Below are 19,421 nucleotides of genomic sequence, written 5' to 3'. Positions count from 1 at the left end.
GCCGGCCCTGTTTCGCGGTCCGGTCGCGTTGCCGCGCAGGGCGCGTAAACCACCGGATACGAAATGACCACTTTGTCGCATCTGACAAATTACAGTGTGGTGCAGGTGGTCGATTCACTCGCGGAAGTCAAGGCCCGGCATGGCGCGCCGACGCGCAACCTTACCCTTCGCCGGGCGTGAGATCCCCGCGCCGCAACGCCTCCCAGGCCAGAAGCCGGGTCCGCAAACTGGCCCACGACCGCGCGTCCAGCGTGCCGGCGCACAGGCTTTCGGTGTCCAGGCGGATATCTTCGCCGAACTGCCGGACATTCAGCAAGGCAAAAAAATGCCACCATTCCTGCACCACGTCGACCGCCATCAGGTCGTCGGGCGCGCTCAGCGACATCGGCAGCGGCCGGGCGGCCACCACCGCCATCCGTTCCTCCGCCAGGCCGCCCTCGTCCAGGCGCCGGTCCAGCGCCTTCGCATCCGTCAGGTCGCCCGACGCGGCCAGGTCCATCACCGCGGCCCGCACCCGCGCCAGGGCGGGCGGCAGGTCCAGGCGGCAATAGGCGTCCTCGACCTCGGGCAGGATATGGGGGTGGCGCAGCAGGATCGCGGTCAGGATGCGCATGCGCTCCTGCGCCGCGGCCGCTTCGTCGAACGGCGCCGGGGCGGACCCGGCCGGCCACGACACGCCCGCCTGCCTGCCGTCCCCGCGCTGGCCGCCCTGGCCCGCACGCTTCCCCTGGCCCGGACGGCGGCGATAGGTCTCGAAGAAGCGGTCCAGCAGCGTGCTGCGATATTCCGCCGCCAGCCCCTTGTCCGCGATCAGCGCCGCCGCCTCGACCAGGCGCCGGCGCACCGCGGCGCGCTGCTCGGGCCCGGGGTCGCGTACCCCCTGGGTCAGCAGGTCGAACAGCACGTGGCCGATCGGCCGCGCGCCCTCCAGCAGTGCCGCCACCGCGCCGCTTCCCTGCCCGCGCAGCAGGCTGTCGGGGTCCTCGCCCTCCGGCAGGGCGCAGAAGCGCAGGGTGCGGTTGATATCCAGCAGCGGCAGCGCCGTTTCCGCCGCCTTGACCGCCGCGCGCTGCCCTGCCCCGTCGCCGTCGAAGCACAGGATCGGGGCCGCCGCCATCTGCCACAGCGCCTCCATCTGTTCCGACGTCAGGGCGGTGCCCAATGGCGCGACCGCGCCGGGGAACCCCGCCTGGTGCAGGGCGATGACGTCCATGTAGCCTTCGACCACCACCAGTTCGACCGGCGGCGCCCCGCGCGGCCGCGCGGTGCGCAGCGCGGCCCGGGCGCGATCCATGCCGAACAGGGTCCGCCGCTTGGAAAACAGCGCGGTCTCGGGCCCGTTGAGGTATTTCGGCTGCCCATCCCCCAGGATGCGCCCGCCGAACGAGACCAGGCTGCCCCGCCGGTCGCGGATCGGGAAGGTCACGCGGTTGAAGAACAGTTCCCCCTTCGGGCGCCCGTCCTCGTCCACGCGCATCAGCCCGGCCTGCGCCAGCATCTCGGGCGTGACCCCGTGCGGCGCCAACTCGTTCAGCAATCCGCCCCGCCCGTCGCCGGACCAGCCCAGCCCGAAGCCGGCGATCGTCTCGTCCGACAGGCCCCGCCCGCGCAGGTAGGCCAGGCCCGCCCGGCCCTCGGGCGCATGCAGCCGGCGCACCCAGGCGGCCTGCACCAGGTCCAGCACGTCGGACAGGCCCCGGGCGCGCTGCTCGGCCTCGCGCTCCCGCGGGCTGGCGCGCGGCACCTCCAGCCCCGCCTCGCCCGCCAGTTCGGCGACCGCTTCGGGAAAGGAGCGTCCCTCGCTCTGCATCACGAAGGAAATGACGTCTCCATGCGCGCCACAGCCGAAGCAGTGGAAATGATCGTCATAGACGTAGAATGACGGCGTCTTCTCGCCATGGAAGGGGCAGCAGGCCTTCCAGTTCCTCCCCGACCGGACCAGCTTGGTCCGGCGGCCGATCACCGAGGCGATCGGCGTGCGGGCACGCAATTCCTCCAGAAAGGCGGGATCGAGCGCCACCGCGTCAGGCGGACAGCAGCGTCTTGACGGTGGCGCTGGCGCGGCCGGCATCCAGTGCCGCGCCGAAGCGCGCCTTCAGCGCGGCCATGACGCGGCCCATGTCCTTCATCGACGCCGCCCCCAGTTCCGCGATCGCCTCGCGCGTCGCCGCCTCCAGCGTGGCGGCGTCCAGCTCGGCGGGCAGGTAGCCGCGAATCGTCTCGATCTCGGCTTCTTCCTTCTCGGCCAGTTCGGGGCGGCCGCCCTGGCGGTACATCGCCGCCGATTCGGTGCGCGACTTGATCATGCCGCGCAGCATGGACACGATCTCGTCCTCCGCCACCTCGCCACCCTTGGCCCGGGCGCCGATGTCGACGTCCTTCAGCCTGGCGTTCACCATGCGCAGGGTGCCGACGCGCCCGGACTGCCCGGCCTTCATCGCCGCCTTGAGGTCTTCCATGAAACGCGCGCGCAGGGACATGATCCCGTTCTCCTGATCCAGTGGCGGGCGCCGGCGAGGGGCCGGAACATTTTTCCCACCGATTTGCCGTCGATCCGGGTGGGAATTTTCTTCCCAGCCGATCGGGACGCTGGTAGGAGATAATCCCGGAAGGAAGAATTCGCCATGCCGATATCGATCGAGACCATCATCGAGCGTCTGGGCGGCGCGGATCATGCCGCCCGGCTGACCGGCGTCGGGACCGAGGCCATCCGCAAATGGCGGCAGGCCCGCGCGATCCCGCCCAAGCATTGGACGGTCATCCTGCGCCACACCGGCCTCAGCCTTTCCGACCTGCAACCCGACAGCGCGTCCGACCGAGCGGAGACCCAGATGCCGGAGACCCCGTTACCCCCCGCCACCCAGCCCCCCGAAGGCGCCACCGCCGCGCTGGTCCTGGCCGACGGCACGGTCGCGTGGGGGCGCGGCTTCGGCGCGCATACGCCGGCCGCCGGCAGCGCCATCGGCGAACTGTGCTTTTCCACCGGCATGACCGGCTATCAGGAAACCCTGACCGATCCCTCCTTCGCCGGGCAGATCATCACCTTCACCTTTCCCCATATCGGCAATGTCGGCACCAACGCGGATGACGACGAAGCCCCCCGCGTGGCCGCGCGCGGGCTGGCGGTCAAGCAGGACCTGACCGAGCCCGCCAACTGGCGCGCGACGCAGGGGCTGGACGCCTGGCTGGCCGGCCAGGGCGTGCCGGGCATCTGCGGCGTCGATACCCGCGCCATCACGCTGCGGGTGCGCGACGGCGGCCCGCAGACCGCCATCCTGGCCTACCCCGCCGACGGCGTGTTCGACCTGGACGCCCTGCGTGCCCAGGCCGCCGCATGGCCGGGGCTGGAAGGCATGGACCTGGCCCGCGACGTGACCTGCGCCGCCCCCTATTCCTGGGACAAGGGCGTCTGGACCTGGCCCGCGGGCACCTGCCCGCTGCCCGAGCGCCGCCGCCGCGTGGTCGCGGTCGATTACGGCGCCAAGCGCAACATCCTGCGCTGCCTGGCCAGCGCGGGCTGCGACGTGACGGTCGTGCCGGCCACGGCCACGGCGGACCAGATCCTGGCCCACGCGCCGGACGGCGTGTTCCTGTCCAACGGCCCGGGCGACCCGGCCGCGACCGCCGAATATGCCGTGCCGGCGATCCGCGGCGTGCTGGAGGCCGGCAAGCCGGTCTTCGGCATCTGCCTGGGCCACCAGTTGCTGGCGCAGGCGCTGGGCGCGCGCACCTACAAGCTGGCGCGCGGCCATCGCGGCGCCAACCAGCCGGTCAAGGACCTGGGAACCGGGCGGGTCGAGATCACGAGCCAGAATCACGGCTTCGCGGTGGACGAATCCAGCCTGCCCGCCGACGTGCGCGTGACCCATACCAGCCTGTTCGACGGCTCGAACGAGGGCATCGCCTCCGACCGCTATCCGGCCTTCTCGGTCCAGTACCATCCCGAGGCCAGCCCCGGCCCGTCGGACAGCCATTATCTGTTCGACCGCTTCGTCGCCCTGATCGACCGCGTCAACGCACCCGTCTGAAAGCAGCACACCATGCCCAAACGGACAGATATCCGCTCCATCCTGATCATCGGCGCTGGTCCGATCGTCATCGGCCAGGCGTGCGAATTCGACTATTCCGGCGCCCAGGCCTGCAAGGCCCTGCGCGAGGAAGGGTACCGGGTCATCCTGGTCAATTCCAACCCGGCCACGATCATGACCGATCCCGGACTGGCGGACGCGACCTATGTCGAGCCGATCACCCCGGAATTCGTCGAGCGGATCATCCTGCGCGAAAAGCCGGACGCCATCCTGCCGACCATGGGCGGCCAGACGGCGCTGAACACCGCCATGGCGCTGGACAAGTCCGGCTTCCTGAAGGAACACGGGGTGGAGTTGATCGGCGCTGACGCCGAAGTCATCGACCGTGCCGAGGACCGGCAGAAATTCCGCGAGGCGATGGACGCGATCGGCATCGAAAGCCCGCGCAGCGTGATCGCCCATACGCTGGACGAGGCCCGCGCGGCGCTGGAGCAGGTCGGCCTGCCCGCGGTCATCCGTCCCTCGTTCACCATGGGCGGCTCGGGCGGCGGCATCGCCTATAACCGCGAGGAATTCGACCAGATCGTGGCCTCGGGCCTCGACGCGTCCCCGACCACCGAGGTGCTGATCGAGGAATCGGTGCTGGGCTGGAAGGAGTTCGAGATGGAGGTCGTCCGCGACAGCGCGGACAACTGCATCATCGTGTGCTCGATCGAGAACATCGATCCGATGGGCGTGCATACCGGCGATTCCATCACCGTCGCGCCGGCGCTGACCCTGACCGACAAGGAATACCAGCGCATGCGCGACGCCTCGCTGGCGTGCCTGCGCGCCATCGGCGTCGATACCGGCGGGTCGAACGTGCAGTTCGGCGTCAACCCCGCCGACGGCCGCATGGTGGTCATCGAGATGAATCCCCGCGTCTCGCGCTCCTCCGCGCTGGCGTCCAAGGCCACGGGCTTTCCCATCGCCAAGGTCGCGGCCAAGCTGGCCGTGGGCTACACGCTGGACGAACTGGCCAACGACATCACGGGCTCGACCCCGGCGTCGTTCGAGCCGACCATCGACTATGTGGTGGTCAAGATCCCGCGCTTCACCTTCGAGAAATTCCCCGGCACCCCCGCCCTGCTGTCCACCAGCATGAAATCGGTCGGCGAGGCGATGGCCATCGGCCGCTCGTTCCCCGAGGCGCTGCAGAAGGGCCTGCGCTCGATGGAAACCGGGCTGGCCGGGCTGGACCCGGTCGAGGCCCCGGGCGACGGCGGCGAGGACGCGTTCCGCGCCGCCCTGTCCCAGCCCCGGCCGGAACGGATCCTGATGGCCGCCCAGGCGTTGCGCGCCGGCCTGGGCGTGGATGAAATCCACGCCGCCTGCCGGTTCGAGCCCTGGTTCCTGCGCGAGTTGCAGAAGATCGTGGCGGCGGAACATGCCGTGGTCCGCGACGGCCTGCCCCAGGACGCGCTGGCGCTGCGCCGGCTGAAGGCGCTGGGCTTCTCGGACGTGCAGCTCGGCCGCCTGTCGGGCACCGGCGCGCACGAGGTCGCGTCCCTGCGCGCGCGGCTGGCGGTCGCGCCCGTCTACAAGCGGATCGACACCTGCGCCGGCGAATTCGCCTCGGCCACGCCCTATATGTATTCGACCTACGAGGGCGGGTTCGGCGTGCCGGATTGCGAAAGCCACCCGACCGACCGGCGCAAGATCGTGATCCTGGGCGGCGGTCCCAACCGCATCGGCCAGGGGATCGAATTCGACTATTGCTGCGTCCACGCCGCCTATGCGCTGCGCGAGGCCGGGTTCGAGACCATCATGGTCAACTGCAACCCCGAGACCGTCTCGACCGACTACGACACCTCGGACCGCCTGTATTTCGAGCCGCTGACCGAAGAGGACGTGATCGCGCTGATCCGGCGCGAGCAGGCCAGCGGCACCGTGCTGGGCTGCATCGTGCAGTATGGCGGCCAGACGCCGCTGAAGCTGTCCCGCGCGCTGGAGGCCGCCGGCATTCCGCTGCTGGGCACGCCGGCCGACGCCATCGACCGCGCCGAGGACCGCGAGCGGTTCCAGGCCATGCTGCACAAGCTGGGCCTGCGCCAGCCGGACAACGGCATCGCCCGCACGGCGGCCGAGGCCGAGGACGTGGCCGAGCGCATCGGCTACCCCGTCGTGATCCGCCCGTCCTACGTGCTGGGCGGCCGGGCGATGGAAATCGTCCATGACCGCGCCAGCCTGCAGCGCTACATGCGCGTGGCGCTGCAACTGGCCGGGCACGACATCGCCTCGGGCCCGGTGCTGATCGACCGCTACCTGAACGACGCGATCGAGGCCGATGTGGACTGCATTTCCGACGGCCACACCGTCTATGTCGCCGGCGTCATGGAACATATCGAGGAAGCGGGCATCCATTCCGGCGACAGCGCCTGCTCGCTGCCGCCCTACACCCTCTCGCCCGCCATCGTCACCGAACTGAAGGAACAGACCGAGGCGATGGCCCGCGAACTGGGCATCGTCGGGCTGATGAACGTCCAGTACGCCATCAAGGACCAGGACATCTTCGTCCTGGAGGTCAATCCCCGCGCCTCGCGCACCGTGCCCTTCGTCGCCAAGGCGACCGGCGTGCCGGTGGCCAAGATCGGCGCGCGGGTCATGGCCGGGGCACGGCTGTCGGAATTCCGGCTGGACGACCGCGCCGTGGCGCCGCACGTCGCGGTGAAGGAAGCGGTGTTCCCCTTCAACCGCTTCCCCAACGTGGACACGATCCTGGGCCCGGAAATGCGCTCCACCGGCGAGGTGATGGGCCTGGACGCGTCGTTCGAGCGGGCCTTCGCCAAGTCGCAGCTTGCCGCCGGGGTGCGGCTGCCGCTGTCGGGTGTGGTGTTCCTGTCGGTGCGCCGCAGCGACAAGGCCGCCATCCCGGCGCTGGCCCGCCGGCTGGTGGACATGGGCTTCACCATCCTGGCCACCCGGGGCACCGCGCAGCACCTGCGCGACGCCGGGATCGCGGTCGAAGTGGTGAACAAGGTGCTGGAGGGACGGCCCAACTGCGTCGATGCCATCCGATCGGGCGACGTGCAGATGATCATCAACACCGCGCAGGGCGCCCAGTCGGTGACGGACAGCTTCGACATCCGCCGTTCGGCGCTGACAACCGGCATTCCGCACTTCACCACCATCGCGGGCGCGCGGGCCGCGACCCACGCAATCGCGGCAATGCGGGAAGGACCGCTTGAAGTCGCGCCCCTTCAATCCTACTTTAGCGGATCGTTCTGAGCATACCGCACCGACGCCGGGTGCGGGACCGGTTCCTGCCGGCCCCGCACCCGGCGCATTCGGTCTTGTGGGATGCTCTTCTTCAACCTTTGATGTCAGTCGCGCGACTGACCTTCATTCCGGGGACGCGCCTTGCAGAAATTTCCGATGACAGGCAAGGGCCTGCAGCGGCTGGAAGAAGAACTTCGCAAGCTCAAGAGTGAAGAACGCCCGGCCGTCATACGTGCCATCGCCGAGGCCCGCAGCCACGGCGACCTTTCGGAAAACGCCGAATACCACGCGGCGCGGGACCGCCAGTCCTTCATCGAGGGCCGGATTCTTGAACTTGAGGACATCATCTCGTCGGCCGAGGTGATCGATCCGGCGAGCCTGTCGGGCGACCAGGTGAAATTCGGCGCCCAGGTCAGCCTGGTGGACGAGGAAACCGACAAGGAAGCCACCTACCAGATCGTCGGCGTGCACGAGGCCGACATCAAGCAGGGGCTGCTGTCGGTGTCCTCGCCGCTGGCCAAGTCCCTGATCGGCAAGCGGATCGGCGATTCCGTCTCGGTCCCCGCCCCGGGCGGCGACCGGACGTACGAGATCCTGGCCGTCACCTACGGCTAGGCGGGATGCGATGATCACCCTCAACGACGTTCGCGCCGCCGCCGCGCGGATCGAGGGGCGTGTCCTGCGCACGCCCACCGTTCCCTCGCACGCGCTTTCCAGGGCGACGGGGGCGGACATCGTCCTGAAGCTGGACAATCTCCAGGCCGTGGGCTCGTTCAAGGAACGCGGGGCCGCCAACAAGCTGGCGCTGCTGACGCCCGAGGAACGCGCGCGCGGAGTGATCACCGTATCGGCCGGCAACCACGCCCAGGGCGTGGCCCGCCATGCCGCGCTGCTGGAAATCGACGCGGTCATCGTCATGCCGCGCTTCACCCCGGCCGCCAAGGTCACCCGCACCGCCGCCTGGGGCGCGCGCGTGGTGCTGGAAGGCGACAATTTCGCCGAGGCCACGGCCCATGCCAACGCCCTGTGCGCGCGGGAAGGCCGGGTCTTCGTCCATCCTTACGACGACCCCGAGGTCATGGCCGGCCAGGGCACCTTCGCCCTGGAACTGTTCGAGGATGCGGGCCCGCTCGACATCTTCGTCGGTCCGATCGGCGGCGGCGGCCTGCTGTCGGGCTGCGCCGTGGTGGGCCGCGCGCTGCGTCCCGGCATGGACATCATGGGCGTGCAGGTCGAAAGCTATTCCTCGCTGTCCGCCTTCCCGGGGGACGAGATCATGCCCCCCGGCGGCGCCACGATCGCCGAGGGCATCGCGGTGCTGCAGATCGGGCGGCAGCCGCTGTCGGTCATTCGCGACCATGTCTCACGCGTGCTGGTGGTGCCGGAACGCGCGGTCGAGGATGCGATCACCCTGATGGCCGAGGGCGCCAAGCAGGTCAGCGAGGGCGCGGGCGCCAGCGCCCTGGCGGCGGTCCTGACCTATCCCGAACTGTTCCGGGGCAAGCGGGTGGCGCTGCCGGTGACGGGCGGCAATATCGACAGCCGCATCCTGGCCAACACGCTGCTGCGCTCGCTGCTGCGCGACGGGCGGCTGCTGTGCCTGAAGATGGAAATCCCGGACCGGCCGGGCGTGCTGGCCGACATCTCGCGCATGATCGGCGAGGCCGGCGGAAACATCATCGAGGTCTCGCACCAGCGCCTGTTCACCGCCGCCAGCGTGCAGGCGGCCGAACTGGAAGTGATGATCGAAGCCCGCGACCCCACCCACGCGATGGAGATCATGGGGCAACTGGCCAAGACCTACATCGTCCGCCGGGTGTAGCCCCTCATATCCTGCCCGCCGGCAGGATTTTGCTGGATCGATATCAAAAATAAAATATGATATCGGTCCTTATGAAGAAGGGGCTTTCATCATGTCCTCTGTCGTCATCCGCAATCTTCCCGAAGAGACGCATCGGGCGCTGAAAGCGCGGGCCGCCCTGCATGGACACAGCACGGAAGCGGAAATCCGCGCCATTCTGGAAGCCGTCGTCCGGCCGCCGAAGCGCGTCAGGCTGGGGTCGCTTCTGGCGTCCATAGGTCGTGAAGCCGACGTGACCGAGCAGGATGTCGCGGCCTTGCAGCAGGTTCGGGATCAGACCCCAGCCGAGCCGATGACATTCGAATGATCCTTCTTGATACCAATGTGGTCTCGGAGCCATGGAAGCCTGTTCCTGAACCGCGTGTCCTGGAATGGATCGACGCCCAGGCGATCGAGACGCTGTGGCTGTCGGCCGTCACGGTGGCGGAATTGCGATTCGGAATTGCCGCCATGCCGGCAGGCCGGCGGCGTTCGATCCTGCATCAGAGTCTGGAACAGGACGTTCTGCCCCTGTTCGACGGGCGTGTCCTGCCCTTCGATCTGGCGGCGTCCCAGGCTTATGCAGATCTGATGATGCGGGCCAGGTCCGATGGACGGGCGATCGGCCAGGCGGACGGCTATATTGCCGCAATTGCCGCATCCCGCGGTTACGCGGTGGCCAGTCGGGATGTGTCGCCGTTCGAGGCGGCCGGTGTGAAGATCCTGAATCCGTGGCAGGGCGCCTGATGGCCGGACAGATCCGGCAGTCCGTGGCGTCCACGGCATGGCCTTCGACGCCGGCCTATGTGTCGTCGATGGTGAAGCCGACCTTCAGCATCACCTGATAGTGGCTGACCTTGCCGTCCACGACGTGGCCGCGCGTGCCCACGACCTCGAACCAGCGGATGGAATGCAGGCTGTCGGACGCGCGGGCCAGCGCGCCCGCGATGGCACCCTCGATCGAATCGGGGGATGAACCGACCAGTTCGACGATCTTGTAGACATGTCCGGACATCGTCTTCCTCCCTGTCCTGTAGGGGGAAAACGATGCCCGGACGCCTTGGTTGCTATTTGGTCCCGAACAGCCGGTCGCCGGCGTCGCCCAGACCGGGACGGATATAGCCGTGATCGTCCAGCCCGCGATCGATCGCGCAGGTGATGATCTTCACGTCGGGATGCGCCCGGGACAGGAAGGCCACGCCCTCGGGCGCCGCCAGCAGGCAGACGAACACGACGTGCCGCGCCCCCGCCCCCTTCAGCCGGTCGATGGCCGCCGCCGCGCTGTGGCCGGTGGCCAGCATCGGATCGACGACGATGCAGACACGCTCGCCGATATCGTCGGGCAGCTTCATGTAATATTCGACCGGCTCCAGCGTCGCATGGTCGCGGAACAGGCCGATATGCCCCACCCGCGCCGCCGGCAGCAGGTCCAGCATCCCGTCCAGGATGCCGTTGCCGGCCCGCAGGATCGACACCAGGCACAGTTTCTTGCCCGACAGCAGGTGCCCTTCCATGCGCTCCAGCGGCGTTTCGATCTCCACCGCTTCCAGCTTCAGGTCGCGCGTGGCCTCGTAGGCCATCAGCAGGCTGATTTCGCGCGTCAGGCGGCGGAACCCGGCGGTGGAGGTCGTCGCCTGGCGCAGGCGCGTCAGCTTGTGCTGGACCAGCGGATGGTCCAGCACCACCACCGGGGCGGGCGGAGTCTGCTCGCCGCTCATGCGGGCACGAACTCCAGCGCCACGCCGTTGATGCAGTAGCGCTGGCCGGTGGGCGGCGGCCCGTCGGGAAACAGATGGCCCAGATGCCCCTTGCAGGACGCGCAATGGATTTCCACCCGCACCATGCCGTGGCTGGTATCGACCTGTTCTTCCACCGCGCCGGGCAGCGCGTCATAATAGGACGGCCAGCCGCTGCCGCTGTCATATTTGGTATCGGACCGGAACAGCGGCGTGCCGCAGGCCGCGCAGCGATACAGGCCGGTGCGTTTTTCATGGTTCAGCGGGCTGGACCCCGGCCGCTCGGTCCCATGCTCGCGCATCACGCGGACCTGCTCGGGCGTCAGCACGCCGCAGACGGTGGGGGTTTTTACCTGGGTCATGCCGCATTCTCCATTCGGGCGGGCGTCTTTCCGTCGCCGGGACATTCGCAATCCCGAAATTTGATGCCATCATGAACGACAAAATTACGGGAGAGAATACCCATGACCACCCAGACGCACCTGCATCCCCGACGCCCGGTCATGCTCGTCATCCTCGACGGGTTCGGCTGGCGCGACGACCCGACGGACAACGCCGTCCGCGCGGCCCATACCCCTGCCTTCGACCGCCTGTGGCAGGAAGGCCCGCACGCCTTCCTGAAGACATGTGGCGAGGATGTCGGCCTGCCGGAAGGGCAGATGGGAAATTCCGAGGTCGGGCACCTGAATATCGGCGCCGGCCGCGTGGTCATGCAGGAACTGCCGCGCATCTTCGCCGCCATCCGTGACGGCAGCCTGGCCGCCAATCCGGTCCTGATGGGCCTGGTCGCAACCCTGAAGCAGAGCGGCGGCACCTGCCACCTGATGGGCCTGGTCTCGCCGGGCGGCGTGCATTCCCACCAGGACCATGCCGTGGCGCTGGCGAAGATCCTGGCCGACCAGGGGGTTCCGGTCGCCTTCCATGCCTTCACCGACGGGCGCGACACGCCGCCGCATTCCGGCCGCGAGTACGTGGCCAGCCTGCGCGCCGCCCTGCCGGACGCCGTGTCCATCGCCACGATGTCCGGCCGTTACTACGCCATGGACCGCGACCGCCGCTGGGACCGGGTGGAAAAGGCCTATGACGCCATCGTTTCGGCCCAGGGGCCGCATGGCGAGGACCCGCTCGCGGTGCTGGATGCGGCCTACAAGGCCGGAACCACGGACGAATTCCTGCCCCCGACCGTGCTGGGCACCTATGGGGGGATGAAGGACGGCGACGCCATCCTGTCCTTCAATTTCCGCGCCGATCGCATCCGCCAGCTTTTCGACGCGCTGCTGGAGAAGAATTTCGAGGGCTTCGCCCGCTCGCGCGTCATCCGGTTCTCCGCCGCCGTCGGCATGACGCGCTACAGCGACCGGCTGGCGGAGCTGATCGGGGTGCTGTTCCCGCCCGAGACGCTGGACGACCTGCTGGGCGAGGTGGTGTCGAAGGCCGGCCTGCACCAGTTGCGCATGGCCGAGACCGAGAAATACCCCCACGTCACCTACTTCCTCAACGGCGGCAAGGAAGCCCAGCTTCCGGGCGAGGACCGGATCATGGTGCCCTCGCCCAAGGTCGCGACCTATGACCTGCAGCCGGAAATGTCCGCCCCCGAACTGACCGACAAGGCGGTGGCGGCGATCGAAAGCGGCAAGTACGACCTGATCGTCCTGAATTACGCCAACGCCGACATGGTGGGCCATACCGGCGTGTTCGGTGCCGCCGTCAAGGCGATCGAGGCGGTGGATCGCGGCCTGAAACGCCTGGTGGAAGCGGTGCACCGCCAGCGCGGCGCACTGCTGGTCACGGCCGATCACGGCAATGCCGAAACCATGTTCGACGCCAAGACCGGCGGCCCGCACACCGCCCACACGCTGAACGTCGTGCCGGTGGTGCTGACCGGCGTGCGCGAGATGACGCTGCATGACGGCCGCCTGTCCGACCTGGCGCCCACCCTGCTGGCCCTGATGGGCCTGCCGCAGCCCGCCGCCATGACCGGGACGTCGCTGCTGGTCGAAAAACACCGTTTTTAACTTGAAACGCGCGCTGGTGGCCGGCCTGCTCGCCGGGCTGGCCACCTGGGTCCCGGCCCCCTGGGGGGTCCCGGCCATTGGGGGATCGGCCGATGCCGCCCCGCCCCGTGCCCCCCGCCACCATGCGCTTCATTCCGGCCGGGGGACCGATGACGCGGCGGCGGCGGCCCGCCGCGCGGTGGAACAGGCCCGCCTGGCGCGGCAGGCCCTGATCGCCCGGCAGCAGCGCCAGGCCAGCGACCTGGCCGCCCGCACCCAGGCACGCAACGCGGCGCAGGCGCAGGCCCGCCAGGACACCGCCCGCGCCGCCGCCCTGTCGGCCGCGACGGTCGACGCCACCGCCCAGCTTCAGCAGACCGAACAGCAGACCGCCGACCTGGCCGGCCGCGTGGACGCCCTGCGAGCGGAACAGGCACGCCTGCGCGCCGAACTGGACCGGGATTCGGCCGCCATGGCGCCCATGCTGCCCCTGGCGGCACGGCTGGCGCGCTATCCGGCCGACACGCTGCTGGCCGCCCCCGTGCCGCCCGACGACGCCGTCACCGGCCTGCTGGTCATCAGGGGCCTGTCCGCGCAACTGGAACAGCGGGCCGACGCCATCCGCACCCGCCGCGCCGAACTGGCCCGGCTGGACGACGACCTGGCGCGCGAGGGCGCGCGGCTGGACGATCTGCAACGCCGGCAGGCGACGCAACGCGACGAGGTAGCCCGCGCCGCGCAGGCCGCGCGCCTGGCCCAGCGCCGGTCGACCGGCGCGGCGGCGCTGGCCGCGCGCCAGGTCGAGGACGCGACGCGGCAGGCCACCAGCCTGCAGGACGCCGTCGCGCGAATCGAGGCGCTGGAACAGGCCGCCGAGGACCGGCTGGAACGCGCGGCGCAGGCGGCGATGCGCGCGCACCACGCCGACGAGGCCGCCGCCGCCCACGCCCGCGCCCAGGCCATAGCCCAGGGTCCCGGGCCCGGTCCGGGCCCCGGGCCGGCGGCCGGGCGCGGCGCGCCGGTACCGGGCACCATCGTCACTGGCTGGGGCGCGGGGACCGAGGCCGGTCCCGCCACCGGCATCACCTACGCCCCCCCGCCCGGCGCCACGGTCCGCGCGCCCTGCGCGGGGCAGGTGGATTTCGCCGGCGCGTTCCGGTCGTACGGCCAGATGACCATCCTGGATTGCGGGCGGCATTACCGCTTCGTGCTGGCGGGACTGGGGTCGCTGGCGGTTTCCACCGGCCAGGCGCTGGCCCGGGGCGCGCCCGTCGGCAGCATGCCCGGCTGGTCGGGCCAGGGCGGCCGGCCCACCCTGTTCGTGCAGCTACGCCGGGGCGGCACCGCGATCGATCCCGCCCCGTTCCTGTGAGTAGGCAGTTTCCGCCGCGTGGGAGTTCGGTATAAGATTGCCGAAAATGACTCCCCACGTGCCCTTTGGCACGTACCGCCGTCCACGGCCCCACGCCAGGGGCGGCGGGCGGCTTCATTCAGGAGACGTACGGCATGACGTTCCGCACCGGCCTGCTGCTTGGTTGCGCCTTTCTGGCAGGTATCGCCGCGGGTCCGCAGATCACCCACCTTCCCGGCCTGGGGGGTGGCAACCTGACGTCCAACGCCCTGGCCGCCAGCCTGTCGAAGGACAGCGATTCACCGGCCGAGAATTTCCGCCTGCTGTCGCTGTTCGGCCACGTGCTGGAACAGGTGAAGGCGAACTATGTCGATCCGGTCTCGAATCGCGACCTGATCATCAACGCGCTGAACGGCATGCTGAGCGGCCTGGACCCGCACAGCTCGTACATGACCGAAAAGCAGTACGGCGACCTGCAGGTCCAGACCAAGGGCGAATTCGGCGGGCTGGGGCTGGAGGTGCAGGGCGAGGACAGCCATATCCGCGTCGTCTCGCCGGTCGACGACACGCCGGCGGCGCGCGCCGGGATCAAGCCGGGCGACTACATCGTCGCGATCGACGGCAAGAACATCGACGGCCTGCCGCTGGACGAGGCCGTGGGGCGCATGCGCGGCAAGCCGGATACCAAGATCACCCTGACCCTGATCCGGGAAAAGACGCCCAAGCCGATCGTCGTGACCATGACCCGCGCGATCATCCATATCCAGGTCATCCGATCGGCGCTGTACGACACGGTGGGCTACATCCGCGTCTCGCAGTTCAACGAGGAGACCGGCCCGGGATTGGAAGCCGCGTTCCGCAAGCTGAAGGACGAAGCCCACGGCCACCTGACCGGGCTGGTGCTGGACCTGCGGTCCGACCCGGGCGGGCTGCTGAACCAGGCGATCCAGGTCGGGTCCGATTTCATCCGCAATGGCGAGATCGTTTCGACCCGCGCCCGCCATCCGCAGGAAAGCCAGCGGTGGGACGCGCACGGCACCGACATCACCGACGACCTGCCGATGGTGGTGCTGATCAATGGCGGTTCGGCCTCGGCCAGCGAAATCGTCGCCGGCGCGCTGCAGGACCACCAGCGCGCGGTGGTGGTGGGCGAAAAATCCTTCGGCAAGGGCTCGGTGCAGACCATCCTGCCCATCCCGGGCGACGGCGCGCTGCGGCTGACGACGGCGCGCTACTACACGCCCTCGGGCCGGTCCATCCAGGGGCTGGGCATCGTGCCCGACGTGACAGTGCGCGAAACGCGCGAGGACCCGGCCTACAGCATCCGCGAGGCCGACCTCAGCCACATCATCAAGAACCAGGGCGGCAATACCGCCAAGCCGCCGGCCCGCACCGACCTGCCCGCCATCGTGTCGTCCATCCCCGACGAGCCGCCGGCGAACTGGCCGTCCTTCGACCCGACCAAGCCGGCCACCGACTTCCAGTTGCAGGAAGGGCTGAAGATCGTCCGCGCGATGGGAACGGGGCCGCGTTCGGCCGCCGCCGCCGTCCCCGCGGCGCCGCGTCATGACTGACGCGGCGACCCTGCCCTATCGCCGCAATGTCGGCGCCATGCTGTTCAACGCCCGGGGCAAGATCCTGATCGGCCGCCGCACCGACCAGCCGGGCGCCGGCGGCCCGCTGGATGGCGGCGTCTGGCAGTGCCCGCAGGGCGGCATCGACGCCGACGAGGACCCGGAAGAGGCGGTGCTGCGCGAACTGCGCGAGGAAATCGGCACCGACCGGGCCGTCATCATGGGCGCGCGGCCGGACTGGCTGACCTACGACCTGCCCGCCGCGCTGATCGGCCGGGCGCTGGGCGGGCGCTATCGCGGCCAGACGCAGAAATGGTTCGCCCTGCGCTTCACCGGGCAGGATTCGGATATCCGCCTGGACGACCAGCAGCCGCCGGAATTCGATGCCTGGCAGTGGATCGACCTGCCCAGCCTGCCGGAGCGCAATGTCGGCTTCAAGCGCGACATCTACCGGACCCTGGTCCGCGACTTCGCCCGCTTCAGCCAGCCTGCCTGAGGGCGGGCAGCACGTGCAGGCGCAGCAGCGGCGCCAGCACGGCCTCCCCATGGGATGCGCGCAGGTCGAACCACAGCATCTGCGCGATTTCCGCGCGGATGGCTGGCCGGCCCTCCAGCCGGCCGCGATACACCGCCGACTGCACGGTGAATCCCGGCTCGTTCGCCGCGGGCGCCGCGAAGCGGCCCAGCAGCGCGACCGATTCCGGATGCAGGCCGCAGCCCAGTTCCTCGTCCAGTTCGCGCCGCAGGGTGGCGGCCTCGTCCTCGCCCGGCTCGGCCTTGCCGCCGGGCAGCATGAAGGCATCGGTGCCGCGCTTGCGCACCAGCAGCAACGCCCCTTCGCGCACGATCGCCGCCGAGACGACGCGAATGACGGGCCCCAGGTCCTGCGACAGGCTCAATGCGCCGCTCCCGGCTTGCCGCCGCCACGGATGGGCGACAGCAGGAAGCAGAACGGCACCACCATGAACGCCCCTATGCCCAGGATCATGAAGACCTCGTTATAGGCCAGGATCGCGATCTGGCGGGTGAATTCCAGGAACAGCCGATGCTGCGCCACGGCGTTGACCGCCGCCGAGGCCACCCCGCGCCCCGCCGCCGCCTGGCGCGCATGCGCCAGGTAATCGACATAGGGCTGGCTGAACGGCGTCATCCAATGGACCATCTGCGTCTGGTGCGCCTGCCGGATTTCCGTCAGCAGGGCGGTGGACCCGGAGATCGCGATCGAGCCCAGCACGTTGCGCGCCATGCTGAACAGGGCGGACGCATCGGCGTTCAACTCGCGCGGCAGGGTCGCATAGGTGATGGTGGAAATCGGCACGAACAGGAACGCCAGGCTGGCGGTCTGGCTCATGCGGAACCACACCAGGTGGCGGAAATCCAGCGCCGGCACCAGATGCGCGGACCAGAACAGCGACACGCCCATGAAGAAGAAGCCGAACGCGATCAGCACCCGCAGGCTGACATATTTCATCGCCCGCCCGACCAGCGGGATCAGGATGATGACCGCGATGCCGCCGGGCGAGAGGATCAGGCCGGACAGCGTCGCGGTATAGCCCATCACCTGCTGCGCGAACTGCGGCACGATGATCGCCGAGGCATAGAGCAGCGCGCCCACCGCCCCGATCAGCGCCGTGCCGGTCGCGAAATTGCGGTCCTTGAACACGCGCAGGTCCACCGCCGGCCGCTTGGTGGTCAGCAGCCAGGCGACCGCCCCGCCGATGCCCAGGACGGCCAGTACCGCCATGGTGCGGATCATCCCCGACCCGAACCAGTCCTCGTCCTCGCCCCGGTCGACCGCGACCTCCAGGCAGCCGAAGCCGATGGCGATCAGGCCGATGCCGACGATATCGAGCGGCGCCTTCTGCTTCTGCGCCCAGGGCGGGTCGTCCACGACCATCGACACCGCGAAGGTCGCCAGCAGGCCCACCGGCACGTTGATGAAGAAGATCCAGCGCCAGGAATAATTGTCGGTGATCCACCCGCCCAGCGACGGCCCGATCACCGGCGCCACGATGGTCGCGATCGCCGTCAGGCCGAACGCCGCCGCCCGCCGTTCGGGCGGGAACGTGTCCAGGATGATCGATTGCTGGTTCGGCTGCAGCCCGCCGCCGAAGAAGCCCTGCATCAGGCGGAACATGATCAGTTGCGGCAGGCTGTGCGAGATCCCGCACAGGAAGGACGAGACCGAGAACATGAAGATGCAGATGATGAAATAGCGCTTGCGCCCCAGCAGCTTTCCCAGCCACCCGGAAATGGTCAGGACGATGCCGTTCGCCACCAGGTACGATGTCAGGGTCCAGGTCGCATCGTCATAGGTCGAGGACAGGCTGCCGGCGATATGCGGCAGCGAGACGTTGACGATGGTCGTGTCCAGGATTTCCATGAACGCCGCCACGGTCACGATGACCGCGATCAGCCACGGGTTGGCCCGCGGCTTCCAGGGCTGCGGCGCATCCGCCGCCGCCCCCGCATCCCCCGGCGGCGCGCCGCTCACTTCGTGTAGACCGTCGGCTCGACCGACAGGCCCAGCGACAGCGGCACGTCGGCGCGCAGCCCCTCGTCGATCAGGATCTTCACCGGCACGCGCTGGACGATCTTCACGTAATTGCCGGTGGCGTTTTCCGGCGGGAAGGCGCTGAAGGTGGCACCCGTGCCGAGCTGGATCGAATCCACATGGCCCCGCAGGTTCAGGAACGGATAGGCATCGACCGCGATATCGACCTTCTGCCCCGGCCGCATGTGGGTGACCTGCGTTTCCTTGTAGTTCGCGATCACCCAGACCTCGGGCTCGACGATCGAGAAGATCGACTGGCCTTCGCTGACGAAGCTGCCGCGTTCGATATTGCGCTGGGAAATCCAGCCGTCATGCGGCGCCCGGATTTCGGTCCAGCCCAGGTTCAGTTCCGCCTGGGTCAGTTGCGCCTGCGCCTGCGTCACCTGCGCGTCGAACTGGCCGACCCGCGTCTGCGTGTTCGAGATATTGGCCTTCACCGGCTCGGCCACCTGCAGGTTGCCCTGGGCCTGCAGCACCTGGGCCTTGGCGGCCTGCAGCGCGGCGGTGGCGTAGTCGATATCCTGCTGCGTGGTGGCCGCGCGGGCCACCGCGTGCTGGCGGCGATAATCGGTCTCGGCCCTGAATTCCTGCGCCTGGGCGGACAGCAACTGTCCCTGCGCCGCGATCAGGCGGCCGGGGAAATCCTTCTGCGCGACCAGCAGGCCGAACTGCGCGCCGGCCGCCTGGGCACGGGCGATGTCCAGCGTCGCGGCCGCGTTGTCGCGCGCGGCGCGATAATCGCGGTCATCGATCTTCGCCAGCAGGTCGCCGGCATGCACGAACTGGTTGTCGTTCACCAGCAGGGCGGTGACGTAGCCGCGCACATGCGGGGCGATCGTCACCGCGCGCCCGGCGGTGAAGGCATCGTCGGTCTCGATATCGTTGCGGGTCAGGAACCAGTACACCCCCGCCCCCACGGCGACGACCGCGACGAAGGCGATCAGGCCGATCCGCACCATCGGATTGGATTTTTTCCTGCGCGTGTCGTCCGGCGTCTTGCCCGGCGTAGCGCCGTCTTGCTCGGCCATACGGTTCCTCTTGTTTCCAGCCCTGCCGCCAGCGCGGACATATTGACCGAACCGGTCG

At 69.2% G+C, this 19,421-nt stretch carries 18 protein-coding genes; 10 read left to right on the top strand and 8 right to left on the bottom strand.

The window, feature by feature from the left end; all coding sequences use genetic code 11:
- Positions 1–160: 160 nt before the first annotated feature.
- Positions 161–2,020, bottom strand: coding sequence for a DNA primase (dnaG, locus tag GDIA_RS15215; protein ID WP_012227820.1), 1,860 nt, complete (start codon positions 2,018–2,020; stop codon positions 161–163).
- A 4-nt stretch (positions 2,021–2,024) separates the two neighbouring features.
- Positions 2,025–2,480 carry a GatB/YqeY domain-containing protein gene (locus GDIA_RS15210; protein WP_012227823.1) on the bottom strand — a complete coding sequence of 152 codons (456 nt, stop codon included), beginning with the start codon at positions 2,478–2,480 and terminating at the stop codon, positions 2,025–2,027.
- Positions 2,481–2,624: 144 nt separating this feature from the next.
- On the opposite strand from GDIA_RS15210, the gene carA reads away from it, so the two are divergent.
- From carA to GDIA_RS15180, 6 genes are all read left to right on the top strand, one after another.
- The gene (gene carA, locus GDIA_RS15205) at positions 2,625–4,028 is read left to right on the top strand and encodes a glutamine-hydrolyzing carbamoyl-phosphate synthase small subunit (protein WP_012227830.1); all 1,404 of its coding nucleotides are present in this window, start codon (positions 2,625–2,627) and stop codon (positions 4,026–4,028) included.
- Positions 4,029–4,040: 12 nt separating this feature from the next.
- Positions 4,041–7,295, top strand: coding sequence for a carbamoyl-phosphate synthase large subunit (gene carB / locus GDIA_RS15200; RefSeq protein ID WP_012227832.1), 3,255 nt, complete (start codon positions 4,041–4,043; stop codon positions 7,293–7,295).
- Positions 7,296–7,427: 132 nt separating this feature from the next.
- Positions 7,428–7,901: a transcription elongation factor GreA gene (gene greA / locus GDIA_RS15195; RefSeq protein ID WP_012227833.1), complete on the top strand. Its 474-nt coding sequence runs from the start codon at positions 7,428–7,430 to the stop codon at positions 7,899–7,901.
- A gap of 10 nt (positions 7,902–7,911) precedes the next feature.
- A complete protein-coding gene (locus GDIA_RS15190) occupies positions 7,912–9,108 on the top strand; it encodes a threonine ammonia-lyase (RefSeq protein ID WP_012554712.1) in 1,197 nt (398 codons plus the stop codon).
- A gap of 91 nt (positions 9,109–9,199) precedes the next feature.
- Positions 9,200–9,454 carry a FitA-like ribbon-helix-helix domain-containing protein gene (locus GDIA_RS15185; protein ID WP_012227836.1) on the top strand — a complete coding sequence of 85 codons (255 nt, stop codon included), beginning with the start codon at positions 9,200–9,202 and terminating at the stop codon, positions 9,452–9,454.
- Positions 9,451–9,873: a type II toxin-antitoxin system VapC family toxin gene (locus tag GDIA_RS15180; protein ID WP_012227838.1), complete on the top strand. Its 423-nt coding sequence runs from the start codon at positions 9,451–9,453 to the stop codon at positions 9,871–9,873. The genes GDIA_RS15185 and GDIA_RS15180 overlap by 4 nt, the downstream gene beginning before the upstream one ends.
- A 55-nt stretch (positions 9,874–9,928) precedes the next feature.
- Here GDIA_RS15180 and GDIA_RS15175 read toward each other — a convergent pair whose 3' ends face one another.
- The 3 genes from GDIA_RS15175 to msrB are packed head-to-tail and all read right to left on the bottom strand — an operon-like array spanning position 9,929 to position 11,224.
- Positions 9,929–10,141 carry a dodecin gene (locus GDIA_RS15175; RefSeq protein ID WP_012227840.1) on the bottom strand — a complete coding sequence of 71 codons (213 nt, stop codon included), beginning with the start codon at positions 10,139–10,141 and terminating at the stop codon, positions 9,929–9,931.
- Positions 10,142–10,193: 52 nt separating this feature from the next.
- Positions 10,194–10,844, bottom strand: a complete 651-nt coding sequence (gene upp, locus GDIA_RS15170) for a uracil phosphoribosyltransferase (protein WP_012227842.1) — start codon at positions 10,842–10,844, stop codon at positions 10,194–10,196.
- Complete coding sequence (gene msrB / locus GDIA_RS15165) at positions 10,841–11,224, bottom strand: peptide-methionine (R)-S-oxide reductase MsrB (RefSeq protein ID WP_012554711.1); 384 nt, start codon at positions 11,222–11,224, stop codon at positions 10,841–10,843. Before msrB ends, upp begins: the two co-directional genes overlap by 4 nt.
- A 102-nt stretch (positions 11,225–11,326) precedes the next feature.
- Here msrB and gpmI point away from each other — a divergent pair, with 102 nt between their 5' ends.
- The 4 genes from gpmI (at position 11,327) to GDIA_RS15145 (ending at position 16,277) form a co-directional block, all read left to right on the top strand.
- Entirely contained in the window at positions 11,327–12,877 is a 1,551-nt protein-coding gene (gene gpmI / locus GDIA_RS15160) for a 2,3-bisphosphoglycerate-independent phosphoglycerate mutase (RefSeq protein ID WP_012227846.1), read from the top strand.
- 1 nt (position 12,878) lies between these two features.
- Complete coding sequence (locus GDIA_RS15155) at positions 12,879–14,228, top strand: murein hydrolase activator EnvC family protein (RefSeq protein ID WP_012554710.1); 1,350 nt, start codon at positions 12,879–12,881, stop codon at positions 14,226–14,228.
- A 134-nt stretch (positions 14,229–14,362) separates the two neighbouring features.
- On the top strand, positions 14,363–15,781 hold the full coding sequence (locus GDIA_RS15150) for a S41 family peptidase (protein WP_012227854.1): 1,419 nt from the start codon (positions 14,363–14,365) through the stop codon (positions 15,779–15,781).
- Positions 15,774–16,277: an RNA pyrophosphohydrolase gene (locus GDIA_RS15145; RefSeq protein ID WP_012554709.1), complete on the top strand. Its 504-nt coding sequence runs from the start codon at positions 15,774–15,776 to the stop codon at positions 16,275–16,277. Before GDIA_RS15150 ends, GDIA_RS15145 begins: the two co-directional genes overlap by 8 nt.
- Here the strand turns inward: GDIA_RS15145 and GDIA_RS15140 are convergent.
- From GDIA_RS15140 to GDIA_RS15130, 3 genes are read right to left on the bottom strand one after another with little or no spacing between them, the layout of a single operon-like run.
- Positions 16,261–16,680 carry an NUDIX hydrolase gene (locus GDIA_RS15140; RefSeq protein WP_012227856.1) on the bottom strand — a complete coding sequence of 140 codons (420 nt, stop codon included), beginning with the start codon at positions 16,678–16,680 and terminating at the stop codon, positions 16,261–16,263. The genes GDIA_RS15145 and GDIA_RS15140 overlap by 17 nt on opposite strands.
- Positions 16,677–18,275, bottom strand: a complete 1,599-nt coding sequence (locus GDIA_RS15135) for a DHA2 family efflux MFS transporter permease subunit (RefSeq protein WP_012554708.1) — start codon at positions 18,273–18,275, stop codon at positions 16,677–16,679. The genes GDIA_RS15140 and GDIA_RS15135 overlap by 4 nt, the downstream gene beginning before the upstream one ends.
- The gene (locus GDIA_RS15130; protein ID WP_012227859.1) at positions 18,272–19,363 is read right to left on the bottom strand and encodes an HlyD family secretion protein; all 1,092 of its coding nucleotides are present in this window, start codon (positions 19,361–19,363) and stop codon (positions 18,272–18,274) included. Before GDIA_RS15130 ends, GDIA_RS15135 begins: the two co-directional genes overlap by 4 nt.
- Positions 19,364–19,421 lie beyond the last annotated feature (58 nt).

The organism is Gluconacetobacter diazotrophicus PA1 5, from assembly GCF_000021325.1.
GTDB classification, from domain to species: domain Bacteria; phylum Pseudomonadota; class Alphaproteobacteria; order Acetobacterales; family Acetobacteraceae; genus Gluconacetobacter; species Gluconacetobacter diazotrophicus.
This window is presented reverse-complemented; position numbering and strand designations above follow the sequence as displayed.